The organism is Rhodococcus sp. P4_B6 (genome assembly GCF_056402215.1).
In genome coordinates, this window is record NZ_JBFUHV010000024.1 from 63,366 (window position 1) to 88,157 (window position 24,792).

Below are 24,792 nucleotides of genomic sequence, written 5' to 3' on the forward strand. Positions count from 1 at the left end.
CACGCCGGTCAGATCGGATCGAGCACGAAGTCGCAGGAGACCACTCCATCGGCACCGACGTCGACAAGCGTCTCGACGGCGGAACTGCCCACTTCTCTCGACGCGCCGGGCGTAGGGACCAGCCTCGTCGCGAGCGGGCGGAACCCGCGCGCGTGCACGATCACGTTGAGGTGCCCCACGTCGGCATCGCCTCGGGCGCTGGAGAATTCGCACGGCGCGGGCTGCACCGTCGCGATGTCGAAGCGACCGCCCGCGCAGGTGACGACGATGCCGCGCAGGTTGTTGCGGAGGATCTCCACGGAATACCCGGAATAGCATCCGTCGGCGTCCGCGTGCCAGATCTCGATCTCCGCACCCGACAGCGGTTCGCCGGTGCGGGACCGGACGACGCCCGTCATCCGCAGCGGCGTTCCGGGTTCGCCGGGAAGTGCCGCGAGGTTCGCGGTCCACGGCAGCACCCGCTGCGCGGGGAGGTAGAACTCCCGGTCCACGTAGTCGAGGCAGGCCCGGTCGGCCCGGGGTGCGGTCGTCGTCGACGTTGAGGTCATCACCTGATCCGATCACTCGTGCACGCTGTGCGTACACAGGGAACGCTGTGCGGTCGTGGTCGAGTGTGCGCGCAGTCACAGGCGTTCGTCAACTGCGCTCCGTTCACATCGCGAACGGGTCGGTACGGGGCAACTGTGGGATAATTTCCCGGCCACCGGCGGACAACGACGTTTCGCCGTCGCCCGGTGCGCGCCCTCGCGCCGGCCACGTCGAACACCCGAGGAACACATCGATGACCACCCCTCCCCGCAGCATCACCCTCCGCTTCCTCGCCGCACCCACCGAGGTCGCGACACTCGGAGGTGCAGTCCAGGGCGGCCGCATCCTCGAATGGATCGACAAGGCCGCGTACGCCTGCGCGGTCGGCTGGAGCGGGAGTTACTGCGTCACCGCGTACGTCGGAAACATCAAATTCACCCGGTCCATCGAGTCCGGACATCTCGTGGAGGTCGAAGCGCGCCTCGTCCACACCGGGCGCTCCAGCATGCACATCCAGTGCACGGTCTCGTCCGCCGACCCTCGGACCGGCCAGTTCACCGAGGCCAGCAACTGCCTGATCATCTTCGTGGCCGTCGACGACTCCGGAAAGCCGACGACCGTGCCGCCGTGGAAGCCCGTCACCGCCGCCGACCACGCCGAGTCCGAGGAGGCCGTCATGCGCATCGGCCTGCGGGCCGACATCGAAGAGGCGATGAGCAAGCAGAGCTACACCGACGCGGGTACCGCACCGGAATCGCTGACCCGCTTCCTGGCCGCGCCCACCGACGTCAACTGGGGCGGCAAGACGCACGGCGGGACCGTGATGCGCTGGATCGACGAGGCCGCCTACCTGTGCGGCACGTCGTGGAACGGCACCCCGTGCGTGTCCGTGTACGCCGGCGGTGTCCGGTTCTACCGCCCGATCCAGATCGGGCACGTCGTCGAGGTCGACGCCCGCCTGCTGCACACGGGCGCGCAGACCATGCACATCTCGGTGCACGTGCGATCGGGCGACCCGCGCACCCGGGAAATGAACCTCACCACCCACTGCCTCACCGTCGTCGCCGCTGTCGACGACGACGGCGCGACCACGGCTGCGCGGCAGTGGGTTCCGCAGTCCGACGAGGATCGCAAGCTGGAGGCGCACGCCCGCGAACTCATCGCCCTCCGCGACCGGGCGCGAATCGGCGCCCTCGCGTAACCCACCCGGGTAGCGTCACGGGAAATGGTCTACCCGCGGAAGGAGCGGGGGATGCCCGGCGACCGTCCACTCGACGTGCAGTTGTCCCGGCGGCACGTGCTGCAATGGGGCGCGGGAGCCGCGCTGCTCGGACTCACCGCGGCCTGCGCCCGCAACGAGAACACCGAGGCGGCGATCGGACCGGATTCGCCGCAGGTGCGGACGTTCGCCGAGGCCGAGTCGCGGCGGTTCCCCGGCGGCCGTCCGGTCGCCTACGAACTGACCGCGGCGCAGTCCGACGTCGACCTCGCAGGTACGCGCACCGCGGCGTGGCTGTACAACACGCAACTGCCGGGCCCGGTCGTGCGCGCGAACGTCGGCGACCGGGTCCAGGTGCGGTGTCGCAACCAGCTCCCGGACCCCACGACCGTGCACTGGCACGGGCTGGCCATCCGCAACGACATGGACGGGGTCCCGGACGTCACGCAGGCCCCGATCCCGGCGGGGGACGAGTTCGTCTACGACTTCATCCCGCCCGACCCGGGAACGTACTGGTATCACACGCACGGCGATCTCCAGCGCGGCCGCGGGCTGTACGGGGCGCTGATCGTCGACGACCCTGCAGCACCCGCGAACTACGACGCCGAGTTCGTCGTCGTGCTGTCCGACTGGCTGACCGATCGCACGCCGACGCAGGTCTTCGACGAGCTGCGCGGCGGGCGGATGGCGTCCATGCCCGATATGACGTCGGCCGCGCTCGGCGGCGATGCCGGGGATGTGCGGTATCCGGTGTATCTCGTGAACGGCAGAACTCCCGCCGACCCGGTGGTCTTCACGGCGCGAGCGGGGCAACGCGCCCGCATCCGGCTGATCAACGCCGGCGACGACACGGCGTTCCGGGTCGCGCTGGGTGGCCACCGGCTGACCGTCACGGACACGGACGGTTTCCCCGTCGATCCGGTCGACACCGATTCGGTGCTGATCGGCATGGGCGAGCGGTACGACGCCGTCGTCACCCTGCAGGACGGGGTGTTCCCGCTGGTCGCCGTTGCCGAGGGGAAGGGGGCGCAGGGATTCGCGGTGATCCGCACCGGGGGCGGCGCGGCACCCGCGCCCTCCGTGATGCCCGCCGAGCTCGCGGCACCGCCACTCACCGTGGCCGACCTGCAGGCCACCGAGGCCGCGCGGCTACCGGTTCTCGACCCGGCCGTCACCCTGGAGGCGTCGCTCGGCGGCGACATGAAGGCCTACTCGTGGACGGTGAACGGCCAGGCGTATCCCGACCACACACCCCTGACGGTGCACTCGGATCAGCGGGTACGGCTGGTCTACACGAACAAGACGATGATGTGGCATCCCATGCACCTGCACGGGCACACGTTCGCGGTGGCCCGGATGGACGGCTCCGGACCGCGGAAGGACACCGTGATCGTGCTCCCCGGCCAGACCGTCGCCGCCGACATCGACACGACCAATCCAGGTCAGTGGATCACACACTGCCACAACGACTATCACCTCGCCGCGGGCATGGCGACCATCTTCTCCTACGTCGACTGAGCCCGGGCCGTCAGCCCCGGAGCGCCTCCGAGGGCGCCACACCGTACTTGCGGCGGTACGCCGCCGCGAACCGGCCGGTGTGGGTGAAACCCCACCGCATCGCGACTTCGGCGACCGTCTGTGCACCGTTCGCGCGCAGCAGGTCGTCGTGGACGCGTTCGAGTCGCACGTCCAGCAGGTAGTCGCGGGGGCTCACCCCGACATAGTCGCGGAACCCTTCCTGCAACCGGCGCACGCTGACCCCGGCAACCTCGGCCATGTCGGCCGCCGTCCAGGCGCGGGACGGGTCGGCGTGGATCTCGTCGACCACCCGCTTCACGATCCGCGGACGCGCGCATCCCACCCCGGCCCCGTCGTCCGGGACCGCGGCGAGCACCAGCGCGGTGGTGACCGCCCCCGACAACTGCTCCGCGACGAGCGCGTTGTTCAGCACCCCATCCGACTCCAGCATCTGCTTCAGCAACGACCGCACCAGAGCGAGCCAACTCGCGCCGTTCTCGGTGGTCACATCGATCTGCGGGGGTAGCTGGATGTCGGGCCGGGCCAGGATCCGCGACATTTCCCGGTGCAGGTGGTCCCGGTCGACGCGGACCCCGATGATCGAACACTCCTCGCTCCAGTTGGTGATGAGCGTCGACGTGTCGGGCGGGCAGATCGTCCCGGAACCCGGCGCCGACAGCACCTCGTTCCTGCCGGTCACCGACTCGAGGTGCCCCGACAGCGGGACGTTGACGGCGTACGCGCCGGGGTGGTCGGACCGGATCGACACGTCCGCACCCCAGCCGATGTGCGTGATCTTCACCGGGCCCAACTCCACTGCCTCCGCGACCGTATTGGTGGCCTTCGACCTGCTCAGCGGCGTGAGGGTGTGCGGGAAGTACACGTCCGACACGACGTGCGACGCCTCGTCCCAGTCCTCGGGGCGGGAAATCTTCGACGTGGCCGACATGGCACCAGTGTGACCGCGCACACTTCGCAATGCAATCGAGGCCCCCGCCTCAACTCGCCGCGCAAAGCGGATCACCTCCGCGCTCAGCGGATCGACGCCCCGTTCCCGCAGTCGTACGTTTCTCCGTACCTCAACAGCGCCCCGGACAGGAAGGGAGGCTCCGAACATGGAGCAGCGCGAACTCCGGAACATTTTCGGGCAGTTTGCCAGCGGAGTCACGGTCATCACGTGCGCCAACTCCGACGGTCTGCCGCACGGAGCGACGGTCACCGCCTTCACCGCCGTCTCGATCGAGCCGAGGCTGTGCCAGATCACCCTGACCCGAAAGTCGAAGGCCTGCAACTACTTGAGCAAGTCGCCGTTCGCCGTCAACATCCTCGCCGCGGACCAGGTGGACACCGCGATGCATTTCGCCGGACGCCCGCAGAACCCCGAACCCGTGTGGGCCGACGGACCGACCGCCCCCGTCCTCTGCGGCGCCGCCGCCACGCTGTCCTGCGAACCGTGGGCGGAGTACGACGGCGGCGACCACATCATCTTCATCGGTGAAATCGTGGCCGCCGAATCGAGCGGCAAGGATCCACTGCTGTTCTACCGGAGCACGTTCCACGACCTCGGTTCCCCGTCGGCGTCGGCCGCGTGGAACGGATCGATGGACGATCCGAACAGCGGATGGTTCGACTCCACCACCTCCTTCGCCCCCTTCCACCTTCAGCCCGTCCACTGACCGCCGAATCCGAAAGGACCCACCATGACCACCACCGAAAGCGCTCCCGAGACCACGCTCGACCCGACGAAGGTCAACCCTGCCGCGGACTGTGAAGCCAACCGCACCGCGAACTTCGCGACCCGCCCGATGACCGGTGACGAGTACATCGAGTCCCTCAAGGACGACCGCGAGATCTGGTTGCACGGCGAGCGCGTCGAGGACGTCACGACGCACCCGGCGTTCCGGAACCCGATCCGGATGACCGCGCGTCTCTACGACTCGATGCACACCGGTGAGCACGTCGACAAGGTCACCACGTCCACCGACACCGGCAACGGCGGCGTCACGATGCCGTTCTTCAAGGCCCCCACCTCCTCGGACGACCTGCTGAAGGAACGCGACGCCATCGCCACCTGGGCGCGGATGACGTACGGCTGGATGGGTCGCTCCCCCGACTACAAGGCCTCCTTCCTCGGTACCCTGCACGCGAACAAGGAGCTGTATTCGCCGTTCCAGGACAACGCCGAGCGCTGGTACAAGGAATCGCAGGAAAAGGTCCTGTACTGGAACCACGCCATTATCAACCCGCCCGTCGACCGGCAGCTCCCGCCGGACGAGGTCGGTGACGTGTTCATGAAGGTGGAGAAGGAGACCGACGCCGGCCTCATCGTCTCCGGCGCGAAGGTCGTGGCCACCGGGTCCGCCATCACCAACTACAACTTCATCGCCCACTACGGGCTGCCGATCAAGAAGAAGGAATTCGCGCTCATCTGCACCGTCCCGATGGACGCGCCGGGCGTGAAGCTGATCTGCCGGTCCTCGTTCACCCAGAACGCGGCCGTGATGGGCTCCCCGTTCGACTACCCGCTGTCGAGCCGGATGGACGAGAACGACACCATCTTCATCTTCGACAAGGTGCTCGTGCCGTGGGAGAACGTCTTCATGTACGGCGACGTCGACAAGATCAACGGCTTCTTCCCGCAGTCCGGGTTCCTGCCCCGCTTCACGTTCCAGGGCTGCACGCGTCTCGCGGTGAAGCTCGACTTCATCGCCGGCATGCTGATGAAGGCCCTCGATGCCACCGGCGCCGGCGGATTCCGCGGTGTGCAGACCCGCGTCGGCGAAGTCATCGGCTGGCGAAACCTGTTCTGGTCACTCACCGAATCGATGGCACGCAACCCCGAGCCGTGGATCGGCGACACCGTCATCCCCAAGCTCGAGTACGGCCTCACGTACCGCATGTTCATGATCCAGGGCTACCCGCGGATCAAGGAGATCATCGAGCAGGACGTCGCGTCCGGCCTGATCTACCTCCCCTCGAGCGCACGCGACTTCAAGAGCCCCGACGTCCGCCCGTACCTCGACAAGTACGTTCGCGGCTCCGACGGCATGACCGCCGTCGAACGCGTCAAGATCATGAAGGCCCGGTGGGATTCGATCGGCAGCGAATTCGGTGGCCGCCACGAACTCTACGAGCGCAACTACTCCGGCAACCACGAAAACGTCAAGGCCGAGCTGCTGTTCGCCGCCGAGAACCGCGGCGACGTCGCCTCCATGAAGGGACTCGCCGAGCAGTGCCTGGCCGAGTACGACCTCGACGGCTGGACGGTGCCCGACCTCATCGGCAACGACGACGTCTCGTACTTCGGCAACAAGTAGCCCCACACACGCGCACTCCCCGTCAGAAGCGAACGAGCTCTGACGGGGATTTGCCGTACCTACGGCGGTACGCGGCGGAGAACCGGCCCGCGTGCGTGAAACCCCATCGGGCAGCGACTTCGGAGACGGTGACACTCGAACCCAGCGCCTTCAAGTCTTCGTGAGCGCGGCTCAGCCGGATGTCGAGGAGGCATTCGGAGGGGCTGCGCCCGACGTACTGGCGGAACCCTTCCTGCAGGCGGCGGACACTGGTGCCCGCCAACTCGGCCATGTCGGCCGCGGTCCACGCCCTTGCCGGATCGTCGTGAAGTCCGTCGAGGACCCGTTTGACGATCCGCGGTCGCGGGGCGCTGGGGTGGGCCTCCTCGTCGGGGGTGACGGCGAGGATGAACGCCGACGTGATCGCGCCGGCGAGTTGCGGGCCGACCACCGGGTTCGCGAGAAGGTCGGCCGGCTCCCGCAGTTGCGCGGTCAGTGAGCGCACCAGACGGAACCAGCTGTTTTCGGCCGCACCGGTGAGATCCAGCTGTGCGGGCAGGCGCAGCCCGGTCCGCAGCTCGGAACCGAGGATCCGGTCGGCCTCCTGTTCGAGGAAGTCGCCGTCGAATTTGACGCCGAGCACCGAGCAGTCGCCGCTCCACCGGGTGATCAGGGTCGGCTCGTCCGCCCGGAAGACGGTGGCCTGCCCCGGCCGCGACACCACCGTGCCTCCCGGCGAACGGGACTCCAGCGAACCGGACAGCGGGATGTTGACCTCGTACGCACCCGGGTAGTCACATTCAATCGACACGTCCGCGCCCCAGCCCAACCTGCCGAGGGTGACGGGACCGAAGTCGACGGTCCGCATCGACAAGGTCATCGCACCGCCCGACGACAGGTCGGTCAGCGTATGGGGAAAGTACGCACCGGCCACCGCTCTCGACGCCGCATCCCAGTCCCGGGTCTCGGTGATCGTCGATGCCATCGTCATGCACCTGCCTCGCTGAAGAATCGATTCCGACCAATTGAAGCTGCGCCGGGACTCCGGGTCGAGGATAACTGAGATGCCGATCACAACTTGTCGCGCACATCGTCCAGACCCCGCGCAGAGTGGCTAGACGACCCGCCGACCTGCGCAATACGTTCTCCCCACGCCGCCACGGCCGCGAAAGTTGTTTCCGAAGAGGAGAATTGACATGACCGCCACGCTGTCCTGGATCGACGAGATCACGATGACGGAGCTCGAGCGCAACCCGTACCCGGTCTACGAACGGCTGCGCGCCGAGGCGCCCCTGGCGTACATTCCGGTTCTCGGGTCGTTCGTCGCGACCACCGCCGACCTGTGCCACACCATCGCCAACAGCCCCGACTTCGAGGGGATCATCACGAAGGCCGGCGGACGCACGTTCGGCCACCCGGCGGTGATCGGAGTCAACGGTGAAATCCACCGTGACCTGCGGTCGATGGTCGACCCGGCGCTGCAACCGTCGGAGGTGGATCGGTGGGTCGACGGGCTCGTCCGGCCCATCGCGCGGCGCTACGTGGAGCAGTTCGAGAACGACGGCACCGCCGATCTGGTGTCGCAGTACTGCGAGCCGGTCAGTGTGCGCGCACTCGGTGATCTGCTGGGTCTGAACGACGTCAGCTCGGACACGTTGCGCGACTGGTTCCACCGGTTGTCGAACTCCTTCACCAACGCGGGCGTGGACGCGAACGGAGAATTCACGAACCCGGAGGGCTTCGTGCAGGGCGACGAGGCGAAGGCCGAGATCCGGGCCGTCGTCGATCCGCTCATCGACAAGTGGACCGTCGACCCCGACGACAGCGCCATCTCGCACTGGTTGCACGACGGCATGCCCGAGGGGCAGGTCCGCGACCGCGAGTACATCTACCCCACCCTGTTCGTCTACCTGCTGGGCGCGATGCAGGAGCCCGGCCACGGCATGGCGTCGACGCTCGTGGGTCTGTTCACCCGCCCCGAGCAGCTGGAGGCCGTCGTCGACGAGCCGGCGCTGATTCCGCGGGCGATCTCCGAGGGAATGCGCTGGACCTCCCCGATCTGGTCGGCCACCGCCCGCATCAGCACCCGGGACGTCACGCTGGGGGACGTGTTCCTTCCCGAGGGATCCGTGGTGCTGCTGTCCTACGGTTCGGCCAACCACGACACCGCCGTCTACGACGCCCCCACCGACTACGACATGACGCGTCCCCCGCTCCCCCACCTGGCGTTCGGTTCCGGCAACCATGCGTGTGCGGGCATCTACTTCGCCAACCACGTGTGCCGGATCGGCCTGGAGGAGCTGTTCGAGGCGATCCCGAACCTCGAACGTGACGCCGGCGCAGACGTCGAGTTCTGGGGCTGGGGTTTCCGCGGTCCGACCGCTCTGCGGACCACGTGGGAGGTGTAGCCGTGACCTTCACCGTCTCGGTCGGCACCGACAGCGTGGAATGCCGCCCCGACCAGCCGATCCTGGACGCCTTCCTCCGGGGCAGCGTGTGGATGCCGAACTCGTGTAATCAGGGCACGTGCGGGACGTGCAAGCTGCGGGTGGTGTCGGGGTCCGTCGACCACGGGCGCTCGCCCGAGAACACCCTGTCCCCGGCCGAGCGCGAGCAGGGGTTCGCGCTGGCCTGCCAGGCGACCCCGTGCAGCGACACGGTGGTCGAACGCCTGGACGCGTCGCCCGCGGGCGACGTCCACGCACTGCGGGACTTCGTCGGCACCGTGAGCGCGATCGAGGACGTCGCCCGCGACACGAGGCGTGTTCTCGTCACGCTCGACAGCCCGCTCGAATTCTCCGCAGGGCAGTATGTCGAACTGCGGGTCCCCGGCACCGGCCACGGTCGCCAGTACTCGATGGCGAACACGCCGGGCGAGTCGAAACAGCTCGAGTTCCACATCCGCAGGCAACCAGGCGGAGCGGCGACGGACGGCTGGGTGTTCAGCTCGATGTCCGTCGGTGAGCGCGTGGACATGGTGGGCCCGCTCGGCGACTTCCGTCTCGACCCGGAGGACGAAGGTCCCATGATCCTGCTCGGCGGCGGAACCGGTCTCGCCCCGCTGAAATCGATAACTCGCCAGGCACTCACGAAAGAACCGGACCGGGCGGTCCACCTGTATCACGGCGTGCGCGGGGAAGCCGACCTGTACGACGTGGACCTGCTGCGGGAATGGGAGCGGGCGCACCCGGGGTTCCGATACGTTCCGTGCCTGAGTGACGAGGCGTGGTCCGGGCGGTCCGGTTACGTCACCGATGCGTTCGTGGAGGACTTCGACACCTGTCGCGGCCACTCCGGATACCTGTGCGGGCCGCCCGCGATGGTCGACGCCGGGATCAAAGCGTTCAAACGCAGGCGGATGGCTCCGCGGCGCATCTTCCGGGAGAAGTTCACCCCCGCCGGCTGATCACGGGATCGATGCACGCCGGGGCCCCCGAGACCCCGGCGTGCGCATGCCGAACACGTCCTAGCCAGTACTCGGTAAATGCCTAGTGTGATGCAGCGCACAGGCTGCAAGAGTGGAATCCATTGCCGGACCCGGGCGCCCCCGCAGGGCGCAAGCCCCCGGAGATCTTGGAGGATCCCATGACTGAAACCCTGTACTCAGCGCCGTCCGAGGACGTGCGCGCCAAGCTGGCCGACGCACTCATCGAAGACTCGGAAACCGGCCGCTACCAGGTGCGACGAAGCGTCTTCACCGACGAGGACCTGTTCGAACTGGAGATGAAGCACATCTTCGAGGGCAACTGGATCTACCTGGCCCACGAGAGCCAGATCCCGAATGTCGGCGACTACTTCACCACGTACATGGGCCGCCAGCCGATCGTGATCTCCCGCAACAAGGAGGACGAACTCAACGCCCTGGTGAATGCGTGCAGCCACCGCGGCGCGATGCTCTGCCGGCGCAAGACGGACAACCGGACCACATTCACCTGCCCGTTCCACGGCTGGACGTTCAACAACTCCGGCAAGCTGCTCAAGGTCAAGGACCCGCGCGAGGCCGGCTATCCGGAGCAGTTCAACAAGGATGGCTCCCACGACCTCACCAAGGTCGCGCGGTTCGAGAACTACCGCGGATTCCTGTTCGGCAGCCTCAACGCCGACGTCCCGCCGCTCGAGGAACACCTCGGGGACACCACGAAGATCATCGACATGATCGTCGACCAGTCCCCCGACGGACTCGAGGTGCTGCGCGGTGCGTCCACGTACACCTACGACGGCAACTGGAAGCTGCAGACCGAGAACGGTGCCGACGGCTACCACGTGTCCGCCACCCACTGGAACTACGCGGCGACCACATCGCGGCGCGAATCCGGTGAGTCCACCAACGCCACGAAGGCGATGGACGCCGGCAAGTGGTCGAAGCAGCAGGGCGGCTACTACTCGTTCGACAACGGCCATCTGCTGCTGTGGACCAAGTGGGCCGACCCCGCCAACCGCCCCCTCAACGAGCGCCGCGACGAACTGGTCGCCGAGTACGGCGAGGACCGCGCCGACTGGATGATCGGGGTGTCCCGCAACCTGTGCCTGTACCCGAACGTGTACCTGATGGACCAGTTCGGTTCGCAGATCCGGCATTTCCGTCCGATCTCCGTCGACAAGACGGAGGTCACCATCTACTGCATCGCCCCCAAGGGTGAGAGCCGGACGGCACGCGCCGCCCGCATCCGCCAGTACGAGGACTTCTTCAACGCCACCGGCATGGCCACCCCGGACGATCTCGAGGAGTTCCGCTCCTGCCAGAAGACGTACCAGGCCGGCGCCGCACCGTTCAACGACCTCAGCCGCGGTGTCACCCATCAACTCCGGGGCCCCGACGAGGACGCGAAGAAGATCGGCATCAACCCCATCTCCAGTGGTGTGAAGACCGAGGACGAGGGCCTCTACCCGATCCAGCACGGCTACTGGGTGCAGACGCTCACCAAGGCGCTCGACGCCGACGTTGCCGCGAACAACCGCTGAGGGAGACGATCACCATGACTGCAGTAGCCGAAAGCACCGTCACCCAGCACGACATCGAGCAGTTCCTCTACCGTGAGGCCCGCTACCTCGACGACCGCGAGTTCGAGAAGTGGATCGAGTGCTATCACCCCGACTCCGAGTTCTGGATGCCGGCGTGGGCCGACGACGGTGAACTGACCACCGACCCGATGACCGAGATCTCCCTGATCTACTACGCCAATCGCGGCGGCATCGAGGACCGGGTGTTCCGCATCAAGACCGACCGGTCGAGCGCGACGAGCCTCCCGGAACCGCGCACCGGGCACAACATCTCGAACGTCGAGGTGATCGAGCGGCGCGGCGACGTCGTGGACATCCGGTTCAACTGGTTCACCCTGTACTTCCGGTACAACATGGTCGACACGTACTTCGGGAACTCCTTCTACACGATCGACTTTTCCGGTGAGCAGCCTCTGATCATGAAGAAGAAGGTCGTGCTCAAGAACGACTACATCCACCACGTGGTCGACATCTATCACATCTGATCTCCTTCCATTCTTCGCGAATCGAGCTGTTTTCCATGACTTTCCAAGTTGCACTGAGTTTCGAGGACGGGATCACCCGCTTCATCAAGTGTGACGGCGACGAGACGGTCGCCGACGCGTCCTACCGCGCACGCATCAACATTCCCCTCGACTGCCGAGACGGGGCGTGCGGCACCTGCAAGTCGCTCTGCGAGTCCGGCACCTACGACGGCGGCGACTACATCGAAGAAGCGCTCACCGACGACGAGGCGGAGCAGGGTTACTGCCTTCCGTGCCAGATGATGCCGGAAAGCGATCTGGTGCTGCAGATCCCGACCACCTCGGATGTCGCCAAGACGGCGGCGGGCACGTTCACGTCGACGATCACGGAGATCCGGAAGTTCTCCGACACCACCATCGGGTTCACCATCGAGATCGCGAACCGGGACGACCTCGTCTTCCTCCCGGGGCAGTACGTCAACATCACCATTCCCGGAACCGAAGCGACGCGGTCCTATTCGTTCAGCACCGGACCCACGTCGAAGGAACTGTCGTTCCTGGTCAAGATCACCGACGGCGGCCTGATGTCGGAGTACCTCCGCGACCGCGCCCAGGTCGGCGACGCACTCGAGTTCACCGGCCCGATGGGAAGCTTCTTCCTGCGTGAGCAGAAGCGCCGCGCACTGCTGCTCGCCGGCGGCACCGGGCTGGCCCCGCTGCTGTCGATCCTCGACAAGATGCGCGCCGACGCCGCCGACCACCCCGTGCACCTGATCTACGGTGTGTCGTCCGACGCGGACCTGGTGGAACTGGACAAGCTCGAGGAGTACACGAAGTCGCTGCCGCAGTTCACGTTCGACTACTGCGTGTCCGACCCGGCGAGCAGTGCCCCGAACAAGGGGTACGTGACCGGCCTGTTCGAACCCGCGCACCTGAACGACGGCGACGTGGACGTGTACCTGTGCGGCCCGCCGCCCATGGTCGAAGCGGTGCGCGACCACCTGAAGGCGGAGGGCGTCACGCCGGCGAACTTCTACTTCGAGAAGTTCAATAACGCGGCGACACCGAGCGGGTCCGAGCCATCCGCACCGCCGGCGGCGGACGCGGCCCCGGCGGCACCCGAGTACGAGATCGGCGAGGAGCACCAGCCGCTGTCCGAGTCGGATGCGCAGTTCGACGCCCGCATGGCCCTCGAACTCGGCGCGATGGAACTGACCATCGGCCGGATGACGCGGGAACAGCTGTCCGAGTACCGGATCCTCGCCGAGACCTCCTGCGAATCGATCGAGAACGACCACTTCACGGACGCCGGCGCGTTCACCGACACCAATGCCTCGTTCCACGAGTTCCTGTTCCGCTGCACCGCCAACGACGTACTCCTGGAGGCGTACAACCGCCTCGAGGTCACCCAGCTGATGACCAAGGTGCTCCGCACCGCGGACTGGGTGGACGAGCACATCCAGCACGACCACCTTGACATCGTCGCCGCGTTCGAGAGGGGTGACCGCGCCGCCGCCCACGACCTGATCGTCAGCCACAGCGCGCACGCGAAGGCCACCATGTGCCGCGCCATCGAGAGGAGTGCCGTCGCATGAGTGGATTCGTCACTCCGCACCGATTCGACGGCAAGGTGGTCGCGGTCACCGGCGCAGCGCAGGGCATCGGGCTGACGGTCGCGACCCGACTCGCGGCCGAGGGTGCGTCGCTGATCCTGATCGACCGCGCCGACCTCGTACACGACGTCGCGAAGGGCTTGCGGGAGAACGGCACCGAGGCGCACAGCATCACCGCCGACCTGGAGCAGTTCGCCGACGCCGAGGCGGCGATCGACGAGGCGCGGCAGCAGCACGGCCGGCTCGACGTGCTGATCAACAACGTCGGCGGCACCATCTGGGCCAAGCCGTACGAGCACTACACCGCCGAGCAGATCCAGGCGGAGGTGCAGCGCTCGCTGTTCCCGACCCTGTGGACGTGCCGTGCCGTCCTCCCCCACCTCATCGCGCAGCAGTCGGGCACCATCGTCAACGTGTCGTCGGTGGCCACCCGGGGTGTCAACCGCGTGCCCTACGCGGCGTCGAAGGGCGGGGTCAACGCCCTCACCGCCTCCCTCGCGCTCGAAGCGGCGCAGTACGGTATCCGCGTGGTGGCCACCGCTCCCGGCGGCACCGAAGCGCCGGCTCGTCGTGTCCCCCGCGGTCCCGGCGCGGAGACCGATCGGGAAAAGGCCTGGTATCAGCAGATCGTCGACCAGACGGTCGACTCGTCCCTGATGAAGCGGTACGGCACTCTCGACGAGCAGGCCGCCGCGATCGTCTTCCTCGCCTCGGACGAGGCCTCGTACATCACCGGCTCGGTCCTGCCCGTCGCCGGTGGCGACCTCGGCTAACCCCCACAGATCTCGACCGCCTCATCGGCGGGGCGCATTGCACCGTCTCGCCGATGGGGCATTTCTCTACCCGAATTCGACTGTGACACAACGCACTTTCATATAAGACCCGGTTCCCCGTCACACCCACCGAGCGGAGATCACCATGACCCAATCCACCCCCGGCACCTGGGCAAGTCCGAGACACCGAAGCGCCGTCACCTGGATCGTCGCGATCGCCACGATCGCGATCATCTTCGACGGCTACGACCTCGTCGTGTACGGCACCATCCTCCCGACGTTGATGAACGATCCCGGCCAACTCGGCGAGATCTCCGCCCAGCAGGCCGGCGCACTGGGCTCGTACGCGCTGATCGGCGTCATGGTGGGCGCACTCACCGCAGGCGCGGTGGGCGACTACCTCGGCAGGCGCCGGATGATGCTCGTCAACATCGCATGGTTCTCCGTGGGCATGGGACTCGCCGCGCTGGCCACGAACGTCACCATGTTCGGCCTGCTGCGGTTCTTCACCGGCATCGGCGTCGGGGGCCTCGTCGCCACCGCGGGCGCGATGGTGGCGGAGTTCGCCCCTCCCGGAAAGCGGAACCTGTACAACGCGATCGTCTACAGCGGCGTCCCCGCAGGCGGAGTGCTCGCCTCCCTCCTCGCGATCGTCCTGCGCGACACGATCGGGTGGCGCGGGCTCTTCTGGATCGGCGCACTGCCCATCGTGATCCTCCTTCCGCTGGCGCTCGCGAAACTGCCGGAGTCGCCGAAGTGGCTCGTCGCCCGCGGGCAGGAGGACAAGGCCCGTCGCGTCTCCGAACGGACGGGTATCCCGATGCCCGGCGCCGAGGAGATCGCCGCGGACCGGGCGTCGGTCGAGAAGGTCGGCTTCGCGGCACTCGCGACGCGCCGTTACGCCTGGGGAACCGCACTTCTCGGCCTGATGAGCTTCTCCGGCCTGCTGCTCACCTACGGCCTCAACACGTGGCTTCCGAAGATCATGGAGGACGCCGGGTTCAACGCGAAGGGGTCGCTGTCGTTCCTGCTCGTCCTCAACGGCGGCGCCATCCTCGGCGGCCTGATCGCCTCGAAGGTAGCCGACGGTATCGGACCGCAACGCGTCGTCGCCACCACGTTCGGTCTCGCCGCGCTGGCCCTGATCCTCCTGACGCTCGGCTTCCCGCTTCCGGTGCTCCTCGCGTCCGTCGCCGTCGCCGGAGTCGGCACCATCGGCACCCAGGTCCTGATCTACGGATTCGTCTCCAACTACTACTCGACGTCCGCGCGCGGCGCCGGGGTGGCCTGGTGCGCCGGGTTCGGCCGGCTCGGCGGCATCTTCGGCCCGCTGATCGGCGGCGCCCTGATCAGCGCCGGCATCAGCAGCCAGGTGGCGTTCTACGTCTTCGCAGGCATCGCCGTCCTGGGCGGGATCGTGACGTTCTTCGTCCCGCGCCAACGGGATGCGGTTGCGACCACGAGCGAGGAGTCCTACTCCACCGTCCAGGTGTCGTGACCGGTCAGCAACCGCTGCAGCGAACCGTCGTCGACCGGGTCCGTCTCCCGCGCGATCTCGTTCTGCAGACGCACCATGTCGTCGTACGTGTCCCGCGCGACGCTGCGGAACACACCCGTCACGGTGTGCGTCAGATCCTGATCGGACAACCTCGACAGAGCGTAGGCGTAGTCGGGGTCGTCGGTGTGGGCGTCGTGCACCACGATCTCGTCCCGGTCGACGTCGTCGGTCGCGACCACCTTCAGACCGAAACCCGATCGGACGACGCAGTATTCGCCTGAACCCCCGAACACGATCGGCTCGCCGTGGACCAGCGGGATCAGGCGCTGCTCCGAACCGTCCTTGCGCAGGACGTCGAACGAGCCGTCGTTGAAGATCGGGCAGTCCTGGTAGATCTCCACGAAGGACGTGCCGCGGTGGGCCGCCGCCTGCCGCAGCACCTCCGTCAGCCCCTTGCGGTCCGAGTCCATCGCGCGGGCCGCGAACGTCGCCTCGGCGCCCAACGCGAGGGACAGCGTGTTGAACGGGTGGTCCACCGACCCCAGCGGCGTCGACTTGGTGACCTTCCCGACCTCCGACGTCGGGGAGTACTGGCCCTTCGTCAGCCCGTAGATCCTGTTGTTGAACAGCAGGATCGTCAGGTTGACGTTCCTCCGCAGGGCGTGGATGAGATGGTTGCCGCCGATCGACAGCGCGTCGCCGTCGCCGGTCACCACCCACACCGACAGGTCCGGGCGCGTCACCGCGAGGCCCGTCGCGATGGCGGGCGCGCGGCCGTGGATCGAGTGCAGACCGTACGTGTCGAGGTAGTACGGGAACCGGCTCGAGCATCCGATGCCGGAGACGAACATCAGGTTCTCACGCCGAAGTCCCAACTCCGGAAGGAAGCTTCGGATCGTCGCGAGAATGACGTAGTCTCCGCACCCCGGACACCAGCGGACCTCCTGGTCCGACGTGAAGTCCTTGGCCTTCTGCGGTTCGTCGGTCCGGGGCACGTGCGCGGTGGCGCTCAGGCCCAGATCCGCGCCCAACCGACTGATCATCCGTTTGACGTCCTCCCGGTCGTGAACGGCCGGGATTCCTTCTGCGCCGCTGCGCGCCGCTGGGGTGGGTTCCTGTTTCACCGGGGCTCGCTTCCCACTAGGAGGGAAGGCTGACGACCCCTCCACAGGCGTTTAACCACTCCGCACGTCCTGCGGCGTGGATGTTCTTCGCGGCGTTGACGTCGCGGTCGTGAACCGCGCCGCACACCGTGCATGTCCACTCCCGGATCGAGAGCGGTTTCGGGCCGCCCCGGACCCCACATCGGGAGCAGATCTGCGACGACGGATAGAACCGGTCCACCTTGACGAAGGTGCGCCCGTAGCGGGCGGCTTTCTCCTCCAGCATGCGGGTGAACATCCCCCACCCGGCGTCGTGTACCGATTTCGCCAACCGTGTCCGCGCCAGCCCCCGCACGCACAGATCCTCGACGAACACCGCTTGGTTCTCGCGGATGATCGCCGTGGAATGCTTGTGCGCCCAGTCCCTGCGGGCGTCGGACACTCTGGCGTGGGCCTTCGCGACGCGAAGACGTGCCTTGACCCGGTTGTTGCTGCCCTTCTCCTTGCGCGAGAGAACCAGCTGCGCCTTGCCGAGCTTGCGTTCGGCACGGCGCAGGAACTTCGGCGAGCTGATCGTCTCGCCGTTCGACAGCACCGCGAACGTCGCCAACCCGAGGTCGATCCCGACCTCCGCATCGACCGGCGGCAGCGGTTCGTCGGTCGTCTCGACCACGAACGACGCGAAATACCGGCCCGCCGCATCCTTGACGATCGTCACCGACGACGGTTCCGACGGCAGATCGCGGGACCAGGCGACCTCCACCTCGCCGACCTTCGCCACGTACAGCTTCCCGTTCGGTCGGATCGAAAACCCGTTGCGGGTCAGACGGATCGTCTGCCGATTGTCCCGGCGGGACCGCAGCCGCGGCGCGCCGACCATGCGGCCCTTCCGTTTCCCGGAGAGCGAGTCGAACCAGTTTCGGTACGCCCGCCGCGCGTCCTGGCACGCCTGCACCAGCACCACCGAGGCGACCTCGCCCAACCAGGCCCGCTCCGGAGTCTTTTTCGCCGCGGTGACCACCTGCTTCTGTACGGCGGTATCCGACAGGCTCACCCCGGCCGCATACGCGTCCTGGCGGATGCGCAGGCAGTCGTTGAACACCACCCGTGCACACCCGAACGACCGGGCCAGCATGTCCTGCTGACCGGGCGTCGGATAGACGCGGTACTGGTATCGCAACTGCACACCCACAGAATACCATTGGTCTATGGTTTCTGAACCGGAATACAGACGCGGCCGCTCCGTAGTTTCCGCCCTGCACGTCCACTTGGTCTTTGTTACCAAATATCGGCACGGAGCCCTCACCGACGAGATGCTGACCACCTGCGAACAGGTGATGCACAGCGTGTGCGACGACTTCGGTTCCCGGCTGGTCGAGTTCGACGGGGAGGGCGACCACGTGCACCTGCTGATCGACTACCCTCCGACCATCCAAGTCTCGAAGCTGGTGAACAGCCTCAAAGGCGTCTCCGCACGCCGCCTGCGCGACCAGCACCCCGGATGGGTGAACCAGCACTCCATCAACGGACACCTCTGGTCCCCGAGCTACTTCGCCGCATCGTGCGGCGGGGCACCGACCTCGATCATCCGGCAGTACATCGAGCAACAGCGGCGACCGCCCCGCGCTCCCGGCAGGCCGAAATCGACGCGCTGACACGGCCCCGAAGGACCGGGCATGCGCGCTACGCTGCGCGGTCACGCCGACTCCTCCTGCCGGGGTCCGGTCGATCGATAGGTCGCCGACGCGAGCGCGTCGGACGTCTTCGCGAGTTCGTGCTCCCGCAACGTCCCGGCCAGCGCGGAGTCGATCACCTCGTGCAGTTCGTCGCCGAGGAACGCGAGGCCCTTCACCTTGGTCACCGACTGCACGTCGACGAGGAACCGTGAGCGGAGGATCATCGCGAGTTGTCCCAGATTCATCTCCGGGGCGACGACGGTCGCGTAACTGCGCAGCACCGCACCGAGGTTCGCGGGCAGTGGGTTCAGGTTGCGCACGTGCACGTGGGCCACCTTCTTGCCCTCTCGGCGAGCACGCCTGCAGGCCTCGCCGATGGGCCCGTACGAACTTCCCCACCCGACGAGCAGCAGGTCGGCCTCCCCCGACGGGTCGTCGACGACGGCGTCGGGAACGGTGATTCCGTCGATCTTGGCCTGGCGCAACCGGACCATCAGGTCGTGGTTGGCGGGATCGTAGGAGATGTCGCCGCTGCCGTCGGCCTTCTCCAGACCGCCGATGCGGTGTTCGAGCCCGGGAGTTCCCGGCAGCGCCATGGCACGCGCGAGCGTCTCCCGGTCGCGGACGTACGGTGCGAACTCGCCGTCCACCGGCGGTGCCGTGTCGACACCGGGATCGATCCGGTCCAGTGCGGACACGTCCGGGACGGCCCACGGTTCACTTCCGTTCGCGATCGCACCGTCCGACAGCAACAGCACCGGGGTGCGGTACGTGAACGCGATCCGGGCGGCCTCGACCGCGGCATCGAAACAGTCCGCGGGTGAGCACGGTGCGATCACGGCCACAGGCGACTCGCCGTTGCGCCCGTACATCGCCTGCAACAGGTCCGACTGCTCCGTCTTCGTCGGAAGACCGGTGGACGGGCCGCCACGCTGGACGTCGATGACGAGCAGCGGAACCTCCGTCATCACCGCCAGCCCGATCGCTTCGCTCTTGAGCGCCAGCCCAGGCCCGGACGTGCTCGTCACCCCGAGCGCACCGCCGATCGACGCGCCCAGCGCCGCGCCGATCCCGGCGATCTCGTCCTCCGCCTGGAACGTGGTGACGCCGAGATTCCGGTGCTTGCTCAGCTCGTGCAGGATGTCCGACGCCGGGGTGATCGGGTAGGTGCCGAGGAAGACGTCCCGCGACGCCAGCTGCCCCGCGGTCACCACCCCGTAGGCGAGGGCCGTGTTCCCGGTGACCTGGCGGTACGTGGCCGGTGGGAGCGTCGCCGCCGACACCTCGTACGTCGTCGCGAAACTCTCCGTCGTCTCCCCGTAGTTCCACCCGGCCTTGAACGCGAGCAGGTTGCCCTCCGCGATCTGCGGCTTCTCCGCGAACTTGGTCTGCAGGAACCGCCCGATGCCGTGGGTGGGGCGGTTGTACATCCAGGACAGCAGCCCGAGCGCGAACATGTTCTTCGCCCGCTCGCCGTCCTTCCGGCTCAGCCCGGCCGGTTCCACCGCGCCCGACGTCAGCGTCGACATCGCCACCGGATGCACCACGTAGTCCTCGAGGGAGTCGTCGTCGAGCGGGCTCGTGGCGTAACCGACCTTCGCGAGATTGCGCTTGGTGAACTCGTCGGTGTTCACGATGATCATGCCGCCGCGCGGCAGATCGGCCACGTTCGCCTTCAACGCCGCCGGATTCATGGCGACCAGGACGTCCGGGCGGTCTCCGGCCGTGAGAATGTCGTAGTCCGCGATCTGGATCTGAAACGACGACACCCCGGGCAGGGTGCCCTGCGGCGCCCGGATCTCGGCGGGGAAGTTGGGCTGGGTGGCGAGGTCGTTGCCGAACGCCGCCGCCTCCGACGTGAACCGGTCGCCGGTCAACTGCATACCGTCACCCGAGTCTCCGGCAAAGCGGATCGCCACCCGCTCCAGCTTCGTGGAGTTCGCCTCCGTCATGAATTCACCGAATCCTTCGACTCGTGTTCGCTCTGACCAGCAGCTTCTCACCTCACGTTACAAGCGTTCCCAATTTTCGCCAGGAAGACGCCGAAATAGCGCGTCGCGATACGGTGAGTGACGTGAGTGACCCAGGGAATATCGAGTTCGTCGGACGTTCCCGCGAGCTCGCCGAACTCGAGGCGGCCCTGCACGAGACCGCCCAGGGTGTGCCCGTCGTCGTGGTCGTCGAAGGTGTGCCGGGCATCGGCAAGACCACTCTGGTGGAACACTTCCTCGCCGCGCATTCCGACGTGCCCGCGTTCTCCGCGGTGTGTGCCCCGTGGGCGTCGAGCCGCCCCTTCGGAGTCGCCGAACAGCTACTGGGTGCGGCCGTCACGGCGCAGGAACCTCTCGACGTCGCCCGTGAATTCGTCACGGCGGCGGCTCCGCGCGCCGGTGACACGCCGTTCGTCGTCGTGGTCGACGACGCGCACTGGGCAGATCTGGCGTCGCTGCAGTCGCTGACCTCCGCCGTGCAGCTGCTCGACCGCCCGGCCGTGATCGTTCTCGTCACGAACCCGGATCCGCCCGACGGTGTTCCCGCGGACGTCCTCGATGTTCTCGACCGGCACAGCAGGCATCGGGTTCGCGTCCGCCCACTCGATGCGTCCGACACTCGCGCCCTCGCGAGCAGCCTCGCGCACGTCGACCTTCCCACCCCGGTCGCGCACCAACTGGTGCAGCACACGGCCGGGAATCCGCGGCACCTCACGCAACTCCTCCAGGAGGTCGATCCTGTTCTGTGGGGACGCTGGCAGGCGGTCCTCCCGGTGCCGCACACGTTCGCGGCGAAAGTACGGTCGCTGCTGTCGGAGGCCTCCCCGCAGGCCCGGGCGCTCGTCGAAGCGGCCGCAGTCCTGGCCGGGGATCCGAGATTCGCCGACGCCGCCGCACTCGCCGGCATCGAACACCCGGTGGACGCGCTCGACGAACTTCACCGGGCCGGCCTCCTCACCGCCGGTGAGCACCGCGGCGTGACCGTGCTGACCTTCCCGTCGCCACTCACCCGCGCCGCCGTGTACCACAGCCTCGGGCCGATCCGACGGCGCGACCTGCACGATCACGCCGCGCGGATCGTCGAGGACGAGGGCAGACGCCTGGACCACCGCGCCGCGGCCGCCCCGTTCGCCGACCCGGCGCTCGCGGACGAACTCGACCGCTACTCCGCGAGCAGGGCGACGGTCGGGGCGTGGTCGGCGGTCGCAGACGCACTGATCAAGTCGAGCCGCCTCACCGCGGACCGGGGGGAACGCGAGCAGCGGCTGATTCGTGCCGTCGACGCCCTCCTCGGCACCGGAAATCTGTCCCAGGCAGTGGCTTTCGCTCCGGAGATCGAGAGTTTCCCGGAGAGCCCGTTGCGCGACGCCGTGCTCGGCTACCTCGCGATCCAACGCGGCCGTCGCGCGGAGGCCGATGCACTGCTCACCCAGTCCTGGACCGCTTGCGACTCGGAGACCGATCCGGCCACCGCCGCCTTGATCTGCCAGCGGCGCGTCCTCGACTCGCTGGCCCGCTGGCACGGACCAGACCTCGTCGAATGGGGTTCCCGGGCAGTCGCTCTCGTCGATTCGGCTGATCCGTCGGCCGTCGAATCAGCGGCGATCATGGGGCTCGGACTCGCCGCCACCGGCCGGATCGCGGAGGCGCGGGCACACTACGACACACTGTCCGCGAAGATCGCCCTCGGCGCCCAGTCCCAGCGTTTCGACATGGCCCGGGGCTGGCTCGACCTGGCGCTGGACGATCCCGAATCGGCACGCCAGGAACTCGAGAGTGCCGTGCCGACGGCCTTCCGGATGGGCTCCACCCGCATCTCGCTGTGGGCGCAAGCCTGGCTGGCGCGAACACAATTCGCGCTCGGCGATTGGAACGGCGCCATCGCCACCGTCGACCGTGCCGCGCACCAACTCGAGGACGCCACGCTCGACCTCCTCCGGCCCCTCGTCCATTGGACCGGCGCGCAGACGCACGCGCTGCGCGGGAACTGGCCCGCGGCGCACGAGCATCTCCGGCTCGCCGCCGCGAGTTCGCACGACTACCCGATGATGTTCATCCCGTCCTCACTGGCGCGCGCCCAGTGCGCCGAAGTGGAGGCCGACTACGCCGCCGTCATCAGGGCGCTGGAGCCCCTCACCCGCCTGGAACCCCGCGAGGGCGTCGACGAGCCCGGGTTCTGGCAGTGGCCCGACGTCTACGCGAACGCGCTCGTGATGGCCGGGCACGTCGACGACGCGGACGCCTTCCTCACCCCGCACGAGGAGCGGGCCGCGGAACGCGGGCACCGGTCCGCGATGGCGCGTCTCGGCTACGCCCGCGGTCGCATCGCCGGTGCGCGCGGCGACATCGACACCGCCAGGGACGTGTTCGAGAACGCGCTGACCCAACTCGACACCCTGCCCCTCCCCTACGACCGCGCCCGGGTGAACTTCGCGTACGGCCAGACCCTGCGCCGGGCAGGCAAACGACGCGAAGCCGACGCCGTCATGCAGGCCGCACGGGAAGGGTATTCCGCGCTCGGCGCCGCCTCCTACGTGCAGCGGTGCGACCGCGAACTGAAGGCCGGCGGCCTCAACGTCAAGCGCAGCAGGTTCACGCTCGAGGAACTGACCCCGCAGGAACGGGCGGTGACCGAACTCGTCGCCGGCGGAGCCAGCAACAAGGAGGCCGCAGGCGAGCTGTTCCTGTCCGTCAAGACCGTGCAGTACCACCTGACCCGCGTCTACGCGAAGCTCGGCATCCGCTCACGCAGCGAACTCGCGGCGCAGTTCCGCGACCAGGACTGACGTCCCGGGTGGCGGGAACCCACCCCGAGGGTGCCTGTCCCGGGCACCGCCGACCGGCCAGGCTGGATCTCGACCGATGAAGCCGACCCACCGGAGTACCGAGATGGATGACACGATCGACGCAGTACGAGCCGACCGCGACCTGAAGACCAAACACCGCGCCATGTGGGCCCTCGGCGACTACCCCGCCCTGGCCACCGACATCATCGCCGGCCTCGGCCCCGCCCTGGTCCGGGCGAGCCGGGTCAGGCCCGGCGACCGTGTCCTCGACGTCGCGGCCGGTTCCGGCAACGCCGCCATCCCCGCGGCGCTGTCCGGTGCGAGCGTCGTCGCCGGTGACCTCACCCCGGAACTGTTCGACGCCGGACGCCGCCGGGCCGCCGAACTCGGCGCCGAGGTCGAGTGGCGCGAAGCGGACGCCGAGGCCATGCCGTTCGCCGACAACGAATTCGACACCGTGATGTCCTGTGTCGGCGTCATGTTCGCCCCGCACCATCAGGAGAGCGCGGACGAACTCGTCCGTGTCTGCCGGCCGGGCGGGACGATCGGACTGCTCAGCTGGACCCCCGAGGGGTTCATCGGTCAGATGTTCGCGACGATGAAACCGTACGCACCCCCGCCCCCTCCCGGCGCGCAGCCGCCGCCGCTGTGGGGTCGCGAGGACCACGTCCGGGCGTTGTTCGGCCATCGGGTGACCGACGTCGTGGCAACGCGGCACACCGTCCGCATCGATCAGTTCCGGACACCCGAAGACTTCCGCGACTACTTCAAGACCCGCTACGGTCCGACCATCGCGGTGTACCGGTACATCGCCGACGACCCCGCCCGGGTGGCCGAGCTGGACCACGAACTCGCCGACCTTGCACGGCGTTTCGACCACGGCACCGGCAGCACCGTGATGAACTGGGAGTACCTCCTGCTCACCGCGCGGAAGTGGTAGCGAGCAACCACGCGCCGGTCAGGCGTGCTGGGTGAAGCCGACCTGGCCGGGACGGCGGTTCGGGGCGTAACCGAGCTTGGCGAGGGTCTCGTCGGCATCGGCGTAGGTCTGACCGATCCGGTAGATGTCGCGGGCCTCCTTACCGGTGGCCACCTCCCGGCCCAGCTCCCCGGCCACCCGGACCAACTGCTCGACCTGCGCGACCGACGTCATCTTCTCGCCCTTGCGACCCCAGATCGTGTCCTCGTTCCCGCACCGCGGATGCAGACCCATCGCGATCGCCATCGCGTTGACCGGCAGCACACTGCGCATCAACGTCTCGAGGGTCAGGCACGCACCGTCCGGCACCCGCTGCACGAAATTCATGATGTTGTACGGATTCGGGC

The 24,792-nt window shown here is 67.7% G+C and carries 21 protein-coding genes; 14 read left to right on the forward strand and 7 right to left on the reverse strand.

Annotation, left to right across the window (positions count from 1 at the left end; genetic code table 11):
* Window positions 1–8: 8 nt before the first annotated feature.
* Window positions 9–548: a dioxygenase family protein gene (locus tag AC1DWT_RS14785; RefSeq protein ID WP_072947628.1), complete on the reverse strand. Its 540-nt coding sequence runs from the start codon at window positions 546–548 to the stop codon at window positions 9–11.
* A gap of 233 nt (window positions 549–781) precedes the next feature.
* On the opposite strand from AC1DWT_RS14785, the gene AC1DWT_RS14790 reads away from it, so the two are divergent.
* Window positions 782–1,729, forward strand: coding sequence for an acyl-CoA thioesterase (locus tag AC1DWT_RS14790; protein ID WP_072947625.1), 948 nt, complete (start codon window positions 782–784; stop codon window positions 1,727–1,729).
* A gap of 51 nt (window positions 1,730–1,780) precedes the next feature.
* Complete coding sequence (locus AC1DWT_RS14795) at window positions 1,781–3,265, forward strand: multicopper oxidase family protein (protein ID WP_206013316.1); 1,485 nt, start codon at window positions 1,781–1,783, stop codon at window positions 3,263–3,265.
* Between the two features lie 10 nt (window positions 3,266–3,275).
* On the opposite strand, the gene AC1DWT_RS14800 is transcribed toward AC1DWT_RS14795, so the two are convergent.
* Window positions 3,276–4,214: an AraC family transcriptional regulator gene (locus AC1DWT_RS14800; protein ID WP_072947619.1), complete on the reverse strand. Its 939-nt coding sequence runs from the start codon at window positions 4,212–4,214 to the stop codon at window positions 3,276–3,278.
* Between the two features lie 166 nt (window positions 4,215–4,380).
* Here AC1DWT_RS14800 and AC1DWT_RS14805 point away from each other — a divergent pair, with 166 nt between their 5' ends.
* Entirely contained in the window at window positions 4,381–4,941 is a 561-nt protein-coding gene (locus AC1DWT_RS14805) for a flavin reductase family protein (RefSeq protein WP_072947617.1), read from the forward strand.
* Between the two features lie 24 nt (window positions 4,942–4,965).
* Window positions 4,966–6,582 (forward strand): 4-hydroxyphenylacetate 3-hydroxylase family protein, encoded by a 1,617-nt coding sequence (locus tag AC1DWT_RS14810; RefSeq protein WP_477921112.1) that lies wholly within the window; start codon window positions 4,966–4,968, stop codon window positions 6,580–6,582.
* A gap of 22 nt (window positions 6,583–6,604) precedes the next feature.
* On the opposite strand, the gene AC1DWT_RS14815 is transcribed toward AC1DWT_RS14810, so the two are convergent.
* Window positions 6,605–7,552, reverse strand: coding sequence for an AraC family transcriptional regulator (locus AC1DWT_RS14815; protein WP_072947612.1), 948 nt, complete (start codon window positions 7,550–7,552; stop codon window positions 6,605–6,607).
* 205 nt (window positions 7,553–7,757) lie between these two features.
* On the opposite strand from AC1DWT_RS14815, the gene AC1DWT_RS14820 reads away from it, so the two are divergent.
* The 7 genes from AC1DWT_RS14820 to AC1DWT_RS14850 all read left to right on the forward strand — a co-directional run bounded on the left by AC1DWT_RS14820 (window position 7,758) and on the right by AC1DWT_RS14850 (window position 15,910).
* Entirely contained in the window at window positions 7,758–8,969 is a 1,212-nt protein-coding gene (locus AC1DWT_RS14820; protein ID WP_206013318.1) for a cytochrome P450, read from the forward strand.
* A 2-nt stretch (window positions 8,970–8,971) separates the two neighbouring features.
* Entirely contained in the window at window positions 8,972–9,967 is a 996-nt protein-coding gene (locus AC1DWT_RS14825) for a 2Fe-2S iron-sulfur cluster-binding protein (protein ID WP_206013320.1), read from the forward strand.
* A gap of 179 nt (window positions 9,968–10,146) precedes the next feature.
* Window positions 10,147–11,523 (forward strand): benzoate 1,2-dioxygenase large subunit, encoded by a 1,377-nt coding sequence (benA, locus tag AC1DWT_RS14830; protein WP_206013322.1) that lies wholly within the window; start codon window positions 10,147–10,149, stop codon window positions 11,521–11,523.
* A 14-nt stretch (window positions 11,524–11,537) separates the two neighbouring features.
* Complete coding sequence (gene benB, locus AC1DWT_RS14835) at window positions 11,538–12,047, forward strand: benzoate 1,2-dioxygenase small subunit (protein WP_206013324.1); 510 nt, start codon at window positions 11,538–11,540, stop codon at window positions 12,045–12,047.
* Window positions 12,048–12,082: 35 nt separating this feature from the next.
* Window positions 12,083–13,621, forward strand: coding sequence for a benzoate 1,2-dioxygenase electron transfer component BenC (gene benC / locus AC1DWT_RS14840; RefSeq protein ID WP_206013326.1), 1,539 nt, complete (start codon window positions 12,083–12,085; stop codon window positions 13,619–13,621).
* Window positions 13,618–14,412: a 1,6-dihydroxycyclohexa-2,4-diene-1-carboxylate dehydrogenase gene (locus AC1DWT_RS14845; protein WP_206013328.1), complete on the forward strand. Its 795-nt coding sequence runs from the start codon at window positions 13,618–13,620 to the stop codon at window positions 14,410–14,412. The genes benC and AC1DWT_RS14845 overlap by 4 nt, the downstream gene beginning before the upstream one ends.
* A gap of 145 nt (window positions 14,413–14,557) precedes the next feature.
* On the forward strand, window positions 14,558–15,910 hold the full coding sequence (locus tag AC1DWT_RS14850; RefSeq protein WP_206013330.1) for an MFS transporter: 1,353 nt from the start codon (window positions 14,558–14,560) through the stop codon (window positions 15,908–15,910).
* On the opposite strand, the gene AC1DWT_RS14855 is transcribed toward AC1DWT_RS14850, so the two are convergent.
* Together AC1DWT_RS14855 and AC1DWT_RS14860 are read right to left on the reverse strand one after the other, a co-directional pair.
* Window positions 15,886–16,953 (reverse strand): 2-oxoacid:ferredoxin oxidoreductase subunit beta, encoded by a 1,068-nt coding sequence (locus AC1DWT_RS14855; RefSeq protein ID WP_206015988.1) that lies wholly within the window; start codon window positions 16,951–16,953, stop codon window positions 15,886–15,888. The genes AC1DWT_RS14850 and AC1DWT_RS14855 overlap by 25 nt on opposite strands.
* A 97-nt stretch (window positions 16,954–17,050) precedes the next feature.
* Window positions 17,051–18,199: an RNA-guided endonuclease InsQ/TnpB family protein gene (locus AC1DWT_RS14860; protein WP_206013331.1), complete on the reverse strand. Its 1,149-nt coding sequence runs from the start codon at window positions 18,197–18,199 to the stop codon at window positions 17,051–17,053.
* A gap of 22 nt (window positions 18,200–18,221) precedes the next feature.
* On the opposite strand from AC1DWT_RS14860, the gene tnpA reads away from it, so the two are divergent.
* Window positions 18,222–18,668 carry an IS200/IS605 family transposase gene (gene tnpA, locus AC1DWT_RS14865; protein WP_206013333.1) on the forward strand — a complete coding sequence of 149 codons (447 nt, stop codon included), beginning with the start codon at window positions 18,222–18,224 and terminating at the stop codon, window positions 18,666–18,668.
* Between the two features lie 41 nt (window positions 18,669–18,709).
* Here tnpA and AC1DWT_RS14870 read toward each other — a convergent pair whose 3' ends face one another.
* Window positions 18,710–20,641, reverse strand: coding sequence for a 2-oxoacid:acceptor oxidoreductase subunit alpha (locus tag AC1DWT_RS14870; RefSeq protein ID WP_206013336.1), 1,932 nt, complete (start codon window positions 20,639–20,641; stop codon window positions 18,710–18,712).
* Between the two features lie 122 nt (window positions 20,642–20,763).
* On the opposite strand from AC1DWT_RS14870, the gene AC1DWT_RS14875 reads away from it, so the two are divergent.
* Window positions 20,764–23,466 carry a helix-turn-helix transcriptional regulator gene (locus AC1DWT_RS14875; protein ID WP_206013338.1) on the forward strand — a complete coding sequence of 901 codons (2,703 nt, stop codon included), beginning with the start codon at window positions 20,764–20,766 and terminating at the stop codon, window positions 23,464–23,466.
* Window positions 23,467–23,569: 103 nt separating this feature from the next.
* On the forward strand, window positions 23,570–24,406 hold the full coding sequence (locus AC1DWT_RS14880; RefSeq protein ID WP_206013340.1) for a class I SAM-dependent methyltransferase: 837 nt from the start codon (window positions 23,570–23,572) through the stop codon (window positions 24,404–24,406).
* 18 nt (window positions 24,407–24,424) lie between these two features.
* Here the strand turns inward: AC1DWT_RS14880 and AC1DWT_RS14885 are convergent.
* A partial coding sequence (locus tag AC1DWT_RS14885) for a 3-keto-5-aminohexanoate cleavage protein (protein WP_477921120.1) occupies window positions 24,425–24,792 on the reverse strand: 368 nt, incomplete at its 5' end.